Here is a 15480-nt window from a genome sequence, read left to right on the forward strand (position 1 = left end):
CCCCGTTGGTGTTCGACCGGCGGATGCGGGCTCAAACTCCGGTGTCGACGAGTTGTGGGCCCAACGGTCGGCGCCGAGCCTGCAGGACCGGTGCGGTCGTCGCCACCACCATGATGACGAGTCCGACGGCGACCACGAACGGCACGGGACGAAGCGGGTCCGTCCAACTCGTCAGGGCCGCTGGGATGGTCGCGATCGCGAGTGGTACTGCGATGAGCGCCGCGGTGACGACCACCGCGACGGCTTCCAGTACCGCAGCGACGAGCCCCGTCCGGAAGGTCCCGCCAGCGGCGACGAGCAGGGCAACGTCCCGTCGTCGGCCCATCGTCGTCATCACCACGGTGGCAGCACCGGTGAAGAGGACGATCAGGACCGGGCCGCCGAAGATGGCGAGGCCGCCCAGGTAGTACGCGGGCGAGTCCCAGACGCCCGCCAGGCCGGTGAGTGAGCCCAGCAGCATCGCCACCGCGAGCAGTGCGATCGCCGAGTGGCTCCGCGCGACGTGGTACCTCAGCGACTCGCGCGCGAGGAACCACGCCGCCGGAGCCCCGGGGAGCGCTGAGGTCCACGCCGACACCAGCGATCGGCAGGACCAGGGTGCGACCGTGATCACGAACCCCATCGCGGGCACGAGGAAGAGCATCGTGACGCCCCGTGCGCCGAGCAGCGTCAGCACGTACATCGTGACGGTGACGCCTCCGAGCACCCAGGCGGTGATCTTCCGGCCGCGGCTGGGACGGGCGGGCTCGGATTCGGACTCACGGACGGCGTCCAGGGCGGGGGTCGTCGACGCCGAACGTGCAGCCCCGAGTGCGCTGAGGAGCACCACGAGCTCGAACACCACGAAGGCGGTGACTGCCTCGAGCACGCCGAGGCGCGGATCGAGGGCTGGCGCGCCGGGGTTCCGGAGGGGCGCCGAGAGGAAGGCCATCAGGCTCCGGAGTGTGAGAGGCATCAGCGTCAGGGCGGTTCCGAACGCGACGAGGGACAACGTGACCGCCTGTGCGAGCACGACCCGGCGGATCAGCGCAGGCCCGAGACCGCCGAACTGCCACAGCGCGTACGTCCGGCGCTGGACGCGGATCGCGAACGTCACGAGCACGTTGAGTGCGCCGATGACCACGATGGCGTTCATCGCTCCGAAGACCATCGCGTGGTTGCGCAGGCCGGCTGCGTCGACGGTGTCGGTGATCGCAGCGGCGGTCGAGACGTCACCCGCGCAGACGAGCGCGACGACGGCGGTCAAGACCATGACGACGAACGTCGAGGTCCAGAGCCGCCAAGCCCGGACGACCTCGGCGAGGACGAGACGTGTGATCACCGGGACACCGCCTCGAGGATCTCCGGCACCGAGGGAGTGACGAGCTCCCGGTGCAGGCGTCCGTCGCGCAGGACGAGCACGCGGTCGCCGAGTGCCGCGGCCTCGAGGTCGTGCGTGACCATCACGACCGAACGCGACCCCGTGGCCGCCGCACGCAGGAGTTCGAGCACGCGTGCTCCGGACTCGGTGTCCAGGGCGCCGGTCGGTTCGTCGGCGAACACGACGTCCGGCCGGGTGACGATGGTGCGGGCGATCGCCACGCGCTGCTGCTGACCGCCGGAGAGCTGGCCGGGGCGGTTCTGGACGACCGCGCCGAGACCGACCGCTTCGAGGGCGTTCCGGACGACCACGCGATCGACCGACCCGGTCACGAGCCGGAGCGGCAGCGCCACGTTCTCGAAAGCGGTCAGGGCGGGGATGAGGTTGTACGACTGGAACACGAACCCCAGGTGGTCGCGTCGGAAGGCAGCCAGCGAGTCGCCCCGGAGGGTCGCGAGATCGGTGCCGTCGATCCGGACGGTGCCACTGGTCGGCGAGTCCAGCCCGGACAGACACTGCAGGAGCGTCGACTTGCCGGAGCCGCTCGGACCGACGACGGTGACGAACTCGCCGCGGCCGACGTTCACGGAGACGTCTTCGAGGACGGTCGCGTCATGGCCTGCTGCGCTGCGGAACCGCCGCGTCAGCGCCGATGTCTCAAGGAGGGGAGTCATCACACCAATATATGACATATGTTACGAGCGTGAGTCGGCCGGAGCCGGCGGCGGACGCGCCACAGGGCAGACGCGTAGGTTCCAGCCATGAGTGCAGAGCTGACGCTCGGCGCCGAGGAAGAGCTGCACCTCATCGACCTCGAGTCCGGCCGACTTTCCGCGAAGGCCCCGCGCCTTCTGCCCAAACTGCCCACGGATCGCTTCGGCGCGGAACTGCAGCGCACGACGATCGAGACGAACACCCCGGTGGTGCGGACCCTCGACGACCTGCGGCGGGTGATCGTCGACCTGCGCACTGAGCTCAGCGCCGCGATCGCCCCGGCCGGGGTCACCATCGCCGCCGTCGGCACCGCGCCGAGGTCGGAGTACGCCGACTTCGAGCTGAGCGCCGGCGGTCGGTACGGCCGGATGCAGGAGCAGTACCGGATGCTCGTCGACGAACAGCTCATCTGCGGGCTGCAGGTGCACGTCGGGGTGAGCGACCGCGACCTGGCGGTGCTGATCGCCCAGCGTGTGGCGCCGGTGCTCCCGGCGCTGCTGGCCCTGAGTGCGTCGAGTCCGTTCTGGAACGGGCAGGACACCGGGTACGCCTCGTTCCGGAGCATCATCTGGCAGCGGTGGCCGTCGGCCGGCAGCTTCGGACCGGTCGCGGACGCCGCCGAGTACGACCGGGTGCTCGACGACCTGATCGCCTCGGGCGTGATCGCCGACAAGAAGATGGCCTACTTCGACGTGCGGCCGTCGTCGCACGCGCCGACGCTCGAGCTGCGGGTCTGCGACGCGACCCCGGTGGTGGACGACGCCGTGCTCATCGCCGGACTCTTCCGCGCCGCCGTGCGCAAGGCCGAGAAGTCGGTCGTGTCCGGCGCCGAGTGGCACCCGCGCAGCGAGCCCCTGCACCGTGCGGCGATGTGGCAGGCCGCCCGCTCCGGGTTGAGCGGCGAACTCGTCGGCCTCGGACAGCACCCCGAACGCCTGCCCGCCGAGGTCGCGGTGCGCCAGCTCGTGTCCCGCCTGCGGCCGGAGCTCGAGGAGCTCGGCGACTGGGGGACGGTGACGGAGCTGCTCGAGGCGACCCTGGCCCGCGGCAACTCCACGGACCGGCAGCGCACCGCGTACGCCGAGCGGGGGGAGATGGACGACGTCGTCGCCCTGGTGGTGGAGGACACCGCTGGGCTCCCGTCCGGACGCGAGGAGGACCCGGTGGTCCCGATCCCCGGGTACCGCGTCCGCGCCGGCGACGAGGCGGTCGGCCCCGGGGCACGCCCCCGTCCGGCGTTCCGTGACCTGGCGGCCTTCTTCAGCGGCTGGGACGCCCAGACCGCGATCGAGCGGTGCACGGCGCGCGACGTCTGGACCCGCGAGCACCACGTCGGCTTCGTTGTCGACGGCGGTGCGCAGGAGTTCGGCTGCGACCTGGTTCCCCGGACGATCAGCGCGTACGAGTGGTCGCAGCTCGAGCGTGGCCTGGGGCAGCGGGCCCGTGCGATCGAGCTGTTCCTGCGTGACGCGTACGGCGACCGGCGGATCGTGGCCGACGGCGTGCTGGACGCGGACCACTTCGTCGGTGCGAAGGGCTGGGACCCGGACGCCACCCGGCTGCCGGCGACCGCCGTCCGTGCGCCGGTGCTCGGGTTCGACCTGGTGCGCAACGAGTTCGGCGGCTGGCGGGTGCTCGAGGACAACGTCCGCTCGCCCTCGGGCGTCGCGTACGGCATTGCCCTGCGCGAGCTGATGGACGACGTCGTGCCGGATGCCCCGCGGCCGGTGCACCTGCGCGACCCGCACGGCGTGACCGACCGGCTCCGCCGGACCCTCTGCGCGAACACCACCGCGGTGACGGGCGCGACCGACCCGGTGATCGCACTCGTCAGCGACGGCCCCGCCGCCGGCGCGTGGTTCGAACACCGCAGCCTGGCCCGCGGGGCCGGGTTGCGCCTCCTGTCCGGATCCGACCTGGACGTCCGTGACGGACGCGTGGTCGACGCGACGACGGGCGACGTGCTCGACGGGCTGTACCTGCGGATCGACCGCGACGTCACCGCACTGACGTCGGAGCAGGCTCCCGACCTCGGTGCCCGGATCCTCGACGCGGCGGAGGCAGGACGCGTCTACCTGGCGAACGCACCGGGCAACGCGCTGGTCGACGACAAGGCGATGTACGTCACCGTGCCGGACCTGATCTGGTACTACCTGGACGAGAAACCCCTGCTGGCATCGGTGCCGACGTACCGCACGAGCATCGAGGTCGAACGGCTGTCGGTCCTGGACCGCGTCGGGGAACTCGTCACGAAGCCGGTCGACGGCGAGGGCGGGCGCGGGGTCCTGATCGGACCGAGCGCGAGCGCCCCCGAGGTGGCCGAGCGACGACGCGAGATCGCCGCGGACCCCGCCGCGTGGGTGGGGCAGGAGGTGGTGCAGCTGTCCTCGCACCCGACGATCGGACCCGCCGGTCTCGACCCGCGGCACGTGGATCTGCGGGCCTTCGTCTACGCGACGGGGACCGGACCGGACGACGTGCACCTGGCCGACGTCGCCCTGACGCGCGTCGCGCCCGAGGGCAGCATGGTCGTCAACTCGTCGCAGGGCGGTGGCGTGAAGGACACGTGGATCGTGGGGAACGCCCCGGCGGACACCGAACCCGCGCCGGCGGACACCGACCCCGCGCCGGCGGACACCGAGGGAGAGCGCTGATGTGTGGACTCGCGGGCGAGATCCGGTTCGACGGTCGCGGTGTGCGGGATGAGCGACTTCGCGACCTTCTACCGGGACACCGAACCGTGGATCGCGGCCGCTGCCGCCACGAAGTACGGCCAGAGGCTGGCGCGGGCGCTGACGCTCGGTCTGGTGCGAGGTTCCGTACTCCGTGCGGTGCACGTGCCCTCGCACCGAGTACGGAACCTCGCACGGGCCGTGGGCCCCTCGCACCGTGCGAGCCGCGGTGCGCCGTCACCGGGTGCAACGATGCGCCGGCGGCGCTCGCCGCGGGCGGAGAATGGTGGGATGACGACGACTGCGCCGACCTCGACCGCGCTGACCCGACCCGGAGAGGTCCTCGTGACCTCGGCAGCAGACGTCGAGCTGGTCATCCACCGTGCCACGAACCACTACGCCTCCGGTGTCGTCGCGGACACCGCCGGGTGGGCGGACGGCGATCGTCGGCGGATCGAGGACCTCGGGTTCCGTGGCGGTGACCCGCGCGGCGAGGCGCTCCGGACCCTCGACCTGACGATCGCCGACGACGGCACCCCGACACGGGTGCTCGACGCGCCCGCGATGGCCGCGCTGAACAGCCACCACGCCCGGTTCGCCGAGCGGCGCGGCGACGTCGTCCGGTACCAGACCGACGTGTCGGTGTGGACGGGGATCCCCGCGCAGCCTACTGCGCAGGACTGGGAGGACGTCCGGGCGCTGCTCGGGTCGGGCGGGATGCTCGGCGTGGGCGCGGCTGCCGTCCTGCCCGAGGGGTGGGAGCTCGTCGAGGGCGCCGGCGGCGTGCAGCTCACCGGTGAGGCGATCGAGGGTGCGCCGGATCGCGAAGCCGTCGTGCTCACGCCCGACGACGTGCCGGAGATGACCGCCCTGGTGGAGCGGACGAAGCCGGGGCCGTTCCTGCCGCGCACGATCGAGCTCGGCACGTACCTGGGCATCCGGCGGGACGGTCGGCTCGTCGCGATGGCGGGGGAGCGGTTGCACCCGCCGGGGTGGACCGAGATCAGCGCGGTGTGCACGGACGAGGCGTACCGGGGGCAGGGGTTCGGGCGTCGGTTGGTGCTCGCCGTCGCGCACGGGATCCGGGAGCGCGGCGAGACTCCTCTGATGCACGCGGCCGCCGGGAACACCGGGGCGATCGGGCTGTACCAGCACCTGGGGTTCCGACTGCGGGACCGTGGGGCGCCGCGGTTCGTGCGGGTGCCGGACGGGAGCGATCGACCGGCCGGGAGTGGCAGTTCGGGGGGTTGACTGCCCCGAGTGGCGCTCCGCACACTGTCCTGGTCGCCGGGGGACCTCGGCGCGTCATGACAGGAGAACCATCATCGTGAGGACGTCGTCGTGGACCGCAGGTGCGGTCACCCTCGGTATCGCGCTGGCCGCGGTCGTCGTCTCGACCGGCCCGGGTTCGCCGGCGGTCGCAGCGCCGGAGTGCCAGGGGGACCGTGTCACCCTCGAGCAGCTCGCGAGCGGGTGCGCCGTGGCCACGCCGACGATCGTGCTGCCCGACGGCCGGCAGTTCGTCGTGCCGGAACCGGGCACGACGGTCACCGCGTTGCCGGTGGCCGCGTCGGGTGTGGACGACGGCGGGGACGTGTCGATCACGAACACCGGCCGTGCGGGTGTCGCGGTGCGCGTCGACGACGCGTGGTCCGGGTCGGCGGCCGCCGTCCGGCAGGAACGCCAGGCGCTGCGCGACCGGGTGGCCGCCGCTGTCGTGTCGCGCGGAGCGGCCACCACGTCGGCCACGAAGGCGGCCACGAGCTGCACCGACACCTCGTACACCCGGCTCGGGTTCCGCTGGGCGGGCCCGGTGAACTGGAGCTACAACCCGAACAACCAGAAGGTCACCGGTCCGTCGGCGATCGGGGCCGGAGCCGACGCCTGGACCGGGCCGGTCTCGTCGTGCGGACGGACGATCACGTCGACCGCCGACCAGAAGCACCTCGGGGTGCTCAAGCAGGCGATGGGCGTCACCGCGACCGGTGGCTGCGGAGCCGCGAACGCGTCGAGCGTGGTCGGGTGGGGGTCGCTGCCGAAGGGCACCCTCGGCGTGACCTGCGTGTGGTCGCGCTCCGGCACGGCCGTCGAGACGGACCAGCGGTACTCGACGTCGGTCAACTGGTCCGCCGCCGCGACCTGCTCCGGGGCACGGTTCGACCTGCGAGGCGTCGCCACGCACGAGTGGGGTCACGCCTACGGGCTCGGGCACACGGCCGCGAACAGCGGCCTGGTGATGAAGCCGTCGGTGTCGACGTGCGAGACGAGTCAGCGCGGCCTCGGCCTCGGCGACCTGCTGGGGATCGACGCGATCTACTGATCGGAGCGAGTTCGTGGATTCTCTAGGATCGATCCATGTCCACGACCATGCCCGGCTTCGGGACGGAGCGCATCACGCAGCTCGGTCTGCGTGACCGCGTCTACGACCGGGTGCTCGAGGTCCTGATGGGCCACGACGTCGAACCGGGCATGCGACTGTCGATCGACGGACTGGCACGCTCCCTCGGGGTCTCGCCGACCCCGGTGCGCGAAGCCCTGGTGCAACTCGAACGCACCGGCCTCGTCACCCGACAGGCGAACAAGGGCTACCGCGTCTCCCCGCCCCTGGCCGGCGACCAGCTCGAGGCCCTGTTCGACGCCCGGCTCATCGTGGAGAGCGGCGCCGTCGAGCTCGCGGCCCGCGGCGACGTCGACGGCCTGCGCGAGCGACTGGCGGCAGCGCTCGACGAGCAGGCTGCGGTGGCCGCCGAGGTCGCGTCCGTCGGTGCTGCGCACGCCCCGGAAGCGCTGATGGCCCGTTTCTTCCGGAGCGACTGGCAGTTCCACCAGCTGATCTTCGACGCGACACGGAACCCGTTCCTCGAGGAGATGTCCGAGATCATCACGACGCGCGTGCACCGCATGCGGCAGATCGTCGAGGGCGGCGGGGACGACACGGATCGTGCGGTTCGGGAGCACCGGGCCATCCTGGAGGCGCTGGCTGCGGACCCGACGTCGGCCGTCGCCGCGATGCGGCTCCACATCGACGCCGTCCGGTTGCGTTCGCGCGCGGACGCTTCGCACACGAGCTGAGGCGAGGGGTTGCGTTCCGGCGACGTGGGAGTATCTTTCCTATAGGAAAGAGGTTCGTCGCTGAACCACCACGACATGCAAGGGAGCATTCCGTGACCACTCCACAGGACTGGGTCGACCAGGATTGGGACCCCACCACCTGGACGTCGAAGACCTGGCCGATCGCCGCGTGCCTGCACGGGTTCGCGCAGGTCACCCGCGACGGGACGGCCTTCCACGATGCCCCCGCCGAGGTGTGGGACGAGGTGTTCGCGCAGATCGAGGCCGTCGGCTTCTCGCTCGCCGAACTCGCCGACAGCCACATCCGGCCCGCAGACCTCGAAGCCTCCCGCCGCGACGAGCTGTTCGCCGTCGCGAAGTCGCACGGCATCGGGATCCCGTCCGTGCACCTGCAGCGCAAGAGCGTCATCCAGCCCGGGCACGAGGACGAGAACCTGGCCTACGCCCACCGCACCATCGACGCGGCGGCCGAGTGGGGCATGCAGGTCTTCTCGACGGGGCTGCACCAGCCGTTCACCGACGCCCAGAAGCGCGCGCTGTGGTTCTGGACGGCGCCGGGACCGAAGGACCCGGACGACCCCGAGGTGTGGGCCGCGGCGGTCAAGCGCCTGCGGGAGCTCGGCGAGCACGCTGCCGCGGTGGGGCTGCCGATGGCGCTCGAACTGTACGAGGACACGTACCTCGGCACCGCCGACAGCGCGGTCCGCCTGGTCGAGGAGATCGGGCTCGACAACGTCGGGCTGAACGCGGACGTCGCGAACCTCATCCGTCTGCACCGACCCGTCGAGGACTGGCGGGAGCTCTTCGCGAAGACGATGCCGCACACCAACTACCTGCACGTGAAGAACTACACGCGTGACGAGGCCGGCGACGGCAGCTGGGCGACGAGTGCGCCGAGCACCATGGAGACGGGCCTCATCAACTACCGCCAGGTCCTGCGCGACGCCGTCGCCGACGGGTTCCGCGGGATCGTCATGACCGAGCAGTACGGCGGGGACAGCCTCGGCGTCTGCGCCACCAACCAGCAGTACATCCGATCCGTCCTCGCGACCACGAAGCTCGACGCGGCGACGGCAACCAGCACCGAAGGAGCAACGCGATGAGCACCCTCGACATCGCCGTCGTCGGGTCCGGCTACATGGGCGGCGGGATCGCCCAGGTCCTCGCCCTCGCCGGCCACACCGTCCGGATCGCCGACGTCTCGGCCGAGATCGCCCAGCAGAACCTGGAGCGGCTGCTCGGCGAGACCGCCCAGTTCGTCGCCGACGGGCTGTTCCCCGAGGACGCAGTCGAACGGGTCCGCGCACACCTGAGCGCCGCCGAGTCGATCGAGGCCGCCGTCGCCGACGCGGACTTCATCGAGGAGGCCGTGCCCGAGAAGCTCGAGATCAAGCACGCCACGCTGCGCCGCATCAGCGAGGCCGCCCGCCCGGACGCCGTGATCGGCTCGAACACCTCGACGATCCTGATCGAGTCGCTGGCCGAGGCGGTCGTGGGCCCGGAGCGGTTCCTCGGTGTGCACTTCTCGAACCCGGCGCCGTTCATCCCCGGCGTCGAGCTCATCCCGCACCCGACCACGAACGAGCACGCGATCGAGGTCGGCGAGACCGTCGTGGCCGCGACCGGCAAGCAGTCGGCGCGGGTGAAGGACTCCACGGGGTTCGTCCTGAACCGCTTGCAGTACGCGCTGTTCGAGGAGGCCACGAAGATCGCCGACGAGGGCATCGCGAGCCCCGACGACATCGACACCATCGTGCGGACCACGTTCGGGTTCCGCCTGCCGTTCTTCGGCCCGTTCGCGATCGCCGACATGGCCGGGCTCGACGTGTACGCGTTCTGCTTCGAGTCGCTGCAGACCCGCTGGCCCGAACGCTTCGCCACCCCGCCGTCGCTGCAGCAGCACGTCGACGCCGGCGAACTCGGCACGAAGTCCGGCGCCGGGTACCTCGAGGTCCCCGCCGACCGCACGCCCGAGCTCGTCGCCTACCGGAACAAGGCGTACGTCGCGATGCAGAAGCTGCTGGACGACCTCGGCCCGGCGCCGATCCACTGAGCCCCGGAGCACGAACGATGAGCACACAGAACCCCCAGGGCCCCCAGGACCGCACCGTCGTCCTCACCGGGGCCGCCTCACCGCGGGGCATCGGCCGCGCCACCGCCCACCACCTGGCCGAGGCCGGGTGGGACGTCGGGATCATCGACCTCGACCAGACGGCGAGCGAGCAGGTCGCCGACGAGATCCGCGAGCAGCACGGCGTGCGGGCCGTCGGCGTCGGTGCGAACGTCGCCGACGAGTCCGCCGTGCGTGCCGCCTTCGACAGGATCGAGGCGGAGCTCCAGCCGATCACCGCACTGGTGAACCTGGCCGGGGTCTCGTCCGCGCACGCCTACCTCGACCTGCCCGAGGGGGAGTGGCACCGGGTGCTGTCGATCAACCTCGACGGCGTGCACTTCGCCAGCCTGCGGGCGGCGGAGTCGATGGTGCGATCCGGCTACGGGCGCATCGTGAACCTGTCGTCGGTCTCCGCCCAGCGCGGCGGCGGCACCTTCAGCAAGACCCCGTACACGGTGGCGAAGGCCGGCGTGATCGGGCTGACCCGTGGCCTGGCGCGCGAGCTCGGCCCGCGCGGCGTCACGGTCAACGCGATCGCCCCCGGCCCGATCGACACCGACATCATGGGCGGCACCCTGTCCGAGGAACGGAAGGCCGAGATGGCCGCCGACGGCGTGCTGCCGCGCATCGGCACGCCGCGGGACATCGCCGCGGCCGTCGCGTACCTGATCAGCGAGGACGCCGGGTTCGTCACGGGCCAGACACTCAACGTCGACGGCGGCCTGTACATGCACTAGGGCCAGCCGCCCACGGAACGCGCGCCGACCGTGCGACGCGATCCGTGCCTCCCGTCCGGACGACCCAACCGACCGCCGGACGCCACGAACGACCGCACCGTGCTCGCAAAGGAGCGAACCCGTGTCACTTCCCCCTGCCCCCGCGCTCGGGTCGACGAACGACCCCGGCCTGCAGTCCGCCATCGGCAAGGCGACGAAGCACCTCATGCCGATGCTCGTCATCCTGTACTTCGTCGCGTTCCTCGACCGCACGAACGTCGGCTTCGCCGAAGAGGCCCTGCGCGTCGACCGCGGCATCTCCGACGCCGCCTTCGCCCTGGGCGCCGGCATCTTCTTCATCGGCTACGCGATCTTCGAGATCCCGTCGAACCTGCTGCTCAAGCGGTTCGGTGCGCGCTTCTGGCTCGCCCGCATCGCCGTCACGTGGGGCATCGTCGCCGCACTGTTCGCCTTCACGACGAACGACACGATGTTCATCATCCTGCGGTTCATCCTCGGCGTGACCGAGGCCGGGTTGTTCCCGGGCGTGATCATGTACCTGTCCGAGTGGTTCCCGAACAAGGTGCGCGTGCGCATGTTCGCGATCTTCTACCTGGCGCAGCCGTTCTCGCAGATGATCGGTGCCCCGCTGTCCGGCGGCCTCATCAGCATCGGTGACCAGGTGACGCCGTTCCACGGCTGGCAGGTCATGTTCGCCGGCGAGGGCATCCTCGCGGTGCTGGCTGGCATCGCGGCCCTGGTGTTCCTGACGAACAGTCCGCAGCAGGCGAAGTGGCTCGAACCGGGCGAGAAGGCGTCGCTCACCGCGGCCATGGAGCGCGAGGACACCGCCCGCAGCGAGGACGGCCCGAAGGGCATCTGGCGCGCGATGGCGAGCGGGCGCGTCTGGTACTTCACGATCATCTACTTCTGCCTGCAGGTCGCCGTGTACGGCACGACGTTCTACCTGCCGCAGCAGGTGTCCTCGCTGCTCGGGCAGGACGTCGGCTGGCAGGTCGGTCTGGTGTCCGCGATCCCGTGGCTCGTCGGGCTCGTCGCCTGCTACCTGATCGGGTCGCGTGCGGACTCCGTCGGACGCCGTCGTCGCTGGGGCACCCTGTTCTACGTCACGACCGGCCTGTCGATCCTCGGTTCGGCGTGGGCGGGTGCGAACGGGCAGCCCGTGCTCGGCATCCTGTTCATCACCCTGGCCGTCGCGAGCTTCCTGGCCGTCGGCCCGATCACCTGGGCGTACCCGACGGCGTTCCTGACCGGTGCCGCAGCCGCCGCGGGCATCGGCCTGATCAACTCGCTCGGCAACCTGGGCGGGTTCGTCGCCCCGATCATGCGCACCGCGATCAACGAGGTGGTGCCGACCGACAGCGGTGCGTTCGGCATCGTCTCGCTCGGCGTCCTGGCGTTCGTCGCCGCGGTGATGATCTTCTGCACCAAGTTCTTCCGCGGGGCCAAGGCCGACGAACTGCTCGACACCTCGCACGTCCGCACCACCGACCCGAAGGGCAGCAAGCGATGACCAGACTGTTCAACGACCCGGCGGACTTCGCCGACGAGGCGACCGACGGCTTCGTCGCCGCGAACGAGCGGTGGGTGCGCAGGGTGCACGGCGGGGTCGCCCGTTCCACCACGAGCCCCGACGGCACGGTCGCGGTCGTGATCGGCGGGGGCTCGGGCCACTACCCCGCGTTCGGCGGACTGGTCGGACACGGACTGGCCGCCGGTGCCGCGATGGGCAACCTGTTCGCCAGCCCCAGCGCCCAGCAGGTCACCGGTGTCGCGAAGGCCGCGGAGCACGGTGGCGGTGTGCTGCTCAGCTACGGCAACTACGCCGGTGACGTCCTGAACTTCGACGCCGCGGCGCGCACGCTCGAGGCCGACGGCATCCCGGTCCGGACGGTCCGCGTCACCGACGACGTGACGAGCGCCCCGGCCGACGACCGCGCGAAGCGCCGCGGCATCGCGGGTGACCTCTGCGTGTTCAAGATCGCCGGCGCCGCCGCCGAGCGCGGGGACGACCTCGACACGGTCACCGCCGTCGCCGAGCGGGCGAACGACCGGACGCGCAGCTTCGGCGTCGCGTTCTCCGGGTGCTCGCTGCCGGGTGCCGAGGAACCCCTGTTCACGGTGCGCGAGGGGCGGATGGCGGTCGGCATGGGCATCCACGGCGAGCGGGGCATCGACGAGACGGACGTCCCCACCGCGGACGGGCTGGCCGAGCTGCTGGTGTCCCGGCTGCTCGACGAACTGCCCGACGGCGTGACGCTCGAGAACCAGCGGGTGGTGCCGATCCTGAACGGTCTGGGCTCGGTCAAGTACGAGGAGCTCTTCGTCGTCTACCGCTCGGTGCAGCGGCGCCTGACGGACGCCGGCGTCGTCATCGTGGAGCCCGAGGTCGGCGAACTCGTCACGAGCTTCGACATGGCCGGGGTCTCCCTGACGCTGTTCTGGCTCGACGACGAGCTCGAGGAACTCTGGGCAGCACCCGCGGACACCCCCGCCTACCGCAAGGGCGGTGCGGTCGCCGGACAGCGCGTCGACCCGTCCACCGTGGTGGCGGACGCCGAGGGCGTCGGCATCGGCCCGGCGACCGACGAGTCCCGCGCGGTCGCCGAGCAGGTCGCCGCCGGGTTCGCCGCGGTCCGCGCCGTCCTCGACGAGCACGCCGACGAACTCGGCCGCATCGACGCCGTGGCCGGCGACGGCGACCACGGCATCGGGATGCAGCGTGGATCGCACGCCGCCGACGCCGCAGCTGCCGACGCGGTCACCCGCGGTGCCGGTGCCGGCACCGTCCTGCTGGTCGCCGCGGACGCCTGGTCCGACAAGGCCGGCGGCACGTCCGGTGCGATCTGGGGCGCCGCCCTGGAGGCACTGGGTCGCGTGGTCGGGGACGACTCGCGTCCGTCCGGTGCCACCGTCGCGCAGGGGGTCCGCGCGGCCACCGAGGCCGTGCTCGCGTTCGGTGCCACCGTCGGTGACAAGACGATGGTGGACGCCCTGGTGCCGTTCGACGAGGTGCTCCGCACCCGGCTCGACGCCGGGGCGGCGCTCGCCGAGGCCTGGGGCGACGCCGTCCGTGCCGCCCGTCAGGCAGCGGACGCGACGGAGTCCCTCGTGCCGAAGATGGGCCGGGCGCGAACGCACGCCGACCAGGCCGTCGGCACCGCGGACCCCGGCGCGCTGTCCTTCGCCCTCGTCGTGGAGACGGTCGCCCCGTGATCACCGTCGGGGTGTCGCTGAAGACGTACTTCTCGCACGCCCGGACGCTGTCGTGGGCGGCTGAGGTCGCGGACATCGCCCGGCGACACCCCGCGGTGTGCTCGGGTGCTGCGTCGCTCTTCGTGGCGCCGACGTTCCCGGCGCTCGTCCCGGTGCGTGACCTGCTCGCCGGCACCGGTGTGCAGCTCGCCGCGCAGGACCTGTCGTGGGCCGATGCGGGCGCGTTCACCGGAGAAGTCTCCGGCGCCGAACTGCGGGAGATCGGTGTCGACCTGGTCGAGATCGGGCACGCCGAACGGCGCTCGCTGTTCCACGAGGACGACGCGACGATCGCGGGGAAGGTGCACGCGGCCTACCGCAACCACCTGCGTCCGCTGGTCTGCGTCGGGGAGCCGGACCGGGCCTCCGATCCGACGCAGGCCGTGGCGGCGGTGACCGCGCAGCTCGACCGGGCCGTCTCGACCGCCGTCGCGGACGGTCTCGCCCAACCCCTGACCGTCGCCTACGAACCGGTGTGGGCGATCGGCGCACCGGCACCCGCACCGGACGACCACATCGTCGCGGTGCTCGACGGGATCGAGCAGCACCTCGCCACCCGGCCCGAGCTGCACGGCAGCACCGTCCTCTACGGGGGCAGTGCCGGACCGGGCCTGCTCACCCGGGGGCAGGGCCGGATCGGCGGGCTGTTCCTCGGACGGTTCGCCCACGACCCCGCCGCGATCCGGGCGATCCTCGACGAGGTCGCGTCGCTCAGCTGAGCTGGTCGCGGACCGGGCGCGGGGCGCGACCGAGCAGCTCGCCGAGCAGCGGATCGGTGCCGGCGAACAGGCCCCGCTCGGCGGCCTGGTACATGCCGAGCAGGAACCCGACCATGTGCGGGTCCTGTCCCGCGGCCAGCGCACGGGCACGCCACTCGTCCTCGCCCAGGGCCTCGAACCCGATCGTCCGACCGGACACCTCGGACGCCTGCCGAGCCAGGTCGGCGAAGGTCGGCGCGTCCGGAGCGGTGAGCGTCACCGGCCCGTCGAACGGCTGGTCGGCGAGCAGGATCGCGGCGGCTGCCTCGGCGGCGTCCTCGCGGGCGGTCCACGACACCGGGCCGTCGACGGGGACGGACACCGTGCCGGTCTCCTGCCACGGGCCCGTCATCCAGGCGGCGCTGTGCGCGTAGAAGCCGTTCCGAAGGCTCGTCCACGGCAGCCCCGAGTCGCGGAGCAGGTCCTCGGTGGCGGCGTGGTGCGCTGCCGGTACGAAGGGCGAACCGTGCGCGGCGCCCTGGTGGCTCGTGTACAGGACCCGGCCGACGCCGGCGTCCACGGCTGCGTCGACGGCGGCACGGTGCAGCGCGACGGCGTCGGCGGCCGGGTCGCTCGACGAGACGAGCAGGAGCTGGTCGGCGCCCGCGAAGGCCGCCGGCAGGGTCTCCGGCTCGGCGTAGTCGCCTCGGCGGACCTCGACGCCACGGTCGGCGAACCGCTGGGCGCGGGCGGGGTCGCGGGCCACCACCGCCAGGTCGGACGGCGCGAGGTGCTCGAGCAGGTGGTCGGCGGTGGCGCCGTTGAGGGCTCCGGTGGCCCCGGTGATGACGATCATGAC

The 15480-nt window shown here is 72.0% G+C and carries 13 protein-coding genes; 10 read left to right on the forward strand and 3 right to left on the reverse strand.

Annotation, left to right across the window (positions count from 1 at the left end; translation table 11 throughout):
* Positions 1 to 31 precede the first annotated feature (31 nt).
* Together DEI85_RS00225 and DEI85_RS00230 are read right to left on the reverse strand one after the other, a co-directional pair.
* Positions 32 to 1321 carry an ABC transporter permease family protein gene (locus DEI85_RS00225; RefSeq protein WP_111123752.1) on the reverse strand — a complete coding sequence of 430 codons (1290 nt, stop codon included), beginning with the start codon at positions 1319 to 1321 and terminating at the stop codon, positions 32 to 34.
* Positions 1318 to 2034, reverse strand: a complete 717-nt coding sequence (locus DEI85_RS00230) for an ABC transporter ATP-binding protein (RefSeq protein WP_111123751.1) — start codon at positions 2032 to 2034, stop codon at positions 1318 to 1320. Before DEI85_RS00230 ends, DEI85_RS00225 begins: the two co-directional genes overlap by 4 nt.
* Positions 2035 to 2121: 87 nt before the next feature.
* Between DEI85_RS00230 and DEI85_RS00235 the strand changes: the two genes are divergently transcribed.
* The 10 genes from DEI85_RS00235 (at position 2122) to DEI85_RS00280 (ending at position 14642) form a co-directional block, all read left to right on the forward strand.
* Positions 2122 to 4728 carry a carboxylate--amine ligase/circularly permuted type 2 ATP-grasp protein gene (locus DEI85_RS00235; RefSeq protein ID WP_111123750.1) on the forward strand — a complete coding sequence of 869 codons (2607 nt, stop codon included), beginning with the start codon at positions 2122 to 2124 and terminating at the stop codon, positions 4726 to 4728.
* 309 nt (positions 4729 to 5037) lie between these two features.
* Positions 5038 to 5997 (forward strand): GNAT family N-acetyltransferase, encoded by a 960-nt coding sequence (locus tag DEI85_RS00240; RefSeq protein ID WP_111090802.1) that lies wholly within the window; start codon positions 5038 to 5040, stop codon positions 5995 to 5997.
* Positions 5998 to 6073: 76 nt separating this feature from the next.
* Positions 6074 to 7066, forward strand: a complete 993-nt coding sequence (locus tag DEI85_RS00245) for a matrixin family metalloprotease (RefSeq protein ID WP_111123749.1) — start codon at positions 6074 to 6076, stop codon at positions 7064 to 7066.
* A gap of 35 nt (positions 7067 to 7101) precedes the next feature.
* On the forward strand, positions 7102 to 7818 hold the full coding sequence (locus tag DEI85_RS00250; protein WP_111090800.1) for a GntR family transcriptional regulator: 717 nt from the start codon (positions 7102 to 7104) through the stop codon (positions 7816 to 7818).
* A 92-nt stretch (positions 7819 to 7910) separates the two neighbouring features.
* Complete coding sequence (locus tag DEI85_RS00255) at positions 7911 to 8921, forward strand: sugar phosphate isomerase/epimerase family protein (protein WP_111123748.1); 1011 nt, start codon at positions 7911 to 7913, stop codon at positions 8919 to 8921.
* On the forward strand, positions 8918 to 9871 hold the full coding sequence (locus tag DEI85_RS00260; RefSeq protein WP_110861959.1) for a 3-hydroxyacyl-CoA dehydrogenase family protein: 954 nt from the start codon (positions 8918 to 8920) through the stop codon (positions 9869 to 9871). Before DEI85_RS00255 ends, DEI85_RS00260 begins: the two co-directional genes overlap by 4 nt.
* Before the next feature lie 17 nt (positions 9872 to 9888).
* Positions 9889 to 10668, forward strand: a complete 780-nt coding sequence (locus DEI85_RS00265) for an SDR family NAD(P)-dependent oxidoreductase (RefSeq protein ID WP_111090798.1) — start codon at positions 9889 to 9891, stop codon at positions 10666 to 10668.
* 121 nt (positions 10669 to 10789) lie between these two features.
* Positions 10790 to 12181, forward strand: coding sequence for an MFS transporter (locus DEI85_RS00270; RefSeq protein ID WP_110861963.1), 1392 nt, complete (start codon positions 10790 to 10792; stop codon positions 12179 to 12181).
* Complete coding sequence (locus DEI85_RS00275; protein ID WP_111123747.1) at positions 12178 to 13884, forward strand: dihydroxyacetone kinase family protein; 1707 nt, start codon at positions 12178 to 12180, stop codon at positions 13882 to 13884. Before DEI85_RS00270 ends, DEI85_RS00275 begins: the two co-directional genes overlap by 4 nt.
* Positions 13881 to 14642 (forward strand): triose-phosphate isomerase family protein, encoded by a 762-nt coding sequence (locus DEI85_RS00280; RefSeq protein ID WP_110861967.1) that lies wholly within the window; start codon positions 13881 to 13883, stop codon positions 14640 to 14642. The genes DEI85_RS00275 and DEI85_RS00280 overlap by 4 nt, the downstream gene beginning before the upstream one ends.
* On the opposite strand, the gene DEI85_RS00285 is transcribed toward DEI85_RS00280, so the two are convergent.
* Complete coding sequence (locus DEI85_RS00285; RefSeq protein ID WP_110861969.1) at positions 14635 to 15477, reverse strand: NmrA family NAD(P)-binding protein; 843 nt, start codon at positions 15475 to 15477, stop codon at positions 14635 to 14637. The two genes, DEI85_RS00280 and DEI85_RS00285, sit on opposite strands and share 8 nt — an antisense overlap.
* Positions 15478 to 15480 lie beyond the last annotated feature (3 nt).

The sequence above is a fragment of the Curtobacterium sp. MCBD17_026 genome (assembly GCF_003234895.2).
Taxonomy (GTDB): domain Bacteria; phylum Actinomycetota; class Actinomycetes; order Actinomycetales; family Microbacteriaceae; genus Curtobacterium; species Curtobacterium flaccumfaciens.

Coding starts and splice junctions, on each gene's coding strand:
- DEI85_RS00230 (WP_111123751.1), bottom strand. CDS start 2,034: ATGACTCCCCTCCTTGAGACATCGGCGCTGACGCGGCGGTTCCGCAGC.
- DEI85_RS00235 (WP_111123750.1), top strand. CDS start 2,122: ATGAGTGCAGAGCTGACGCTCGGCGCCGAGGAAGAGCTGCACCTCATC.
- DEI85_RS00240 (WP_111090802.1), top strand. CDS start 5,038: ATGACGACGACTGCGCCGACCTCGACCGCGCTGACCCGACCCGGAGAG.
- DEI85_RS00250 (WP_111090800.1), top strand. CDS start 7,102: ATGTCCACGACCATGCCCGGCTTCGGGACGGAGCGCATCACGCAGCTC.
- DEI85_RS00260 (WP_110861959.1), top strand. CDS start 8,918: ATGAGCACCCTCGACATCGCCGTCGTCGGGTCCGGCTACATGGGCGGC.
- DEI85_RS00265 (WP_111090798.1), top strand. CDS start 9,889: ATGAGCACACAGAACCCCCAGGGCCCCCAGGACCGCACCGTCGTCCTC.
- DEI85_RS00275 (WP_111123747.1), top strand. CDS start 12,178: ATGACCAGACTGTTCAACGACCCGGCGGACTTCGCCGACGAGGCGACC.
- DEI85_RS00285 (WP_110861969.1), bottom strand. CDS start 15,477: ATGATCGTCATCACCGGGGCCACCGGAGCCCTCAACGGCGCCACCGCC.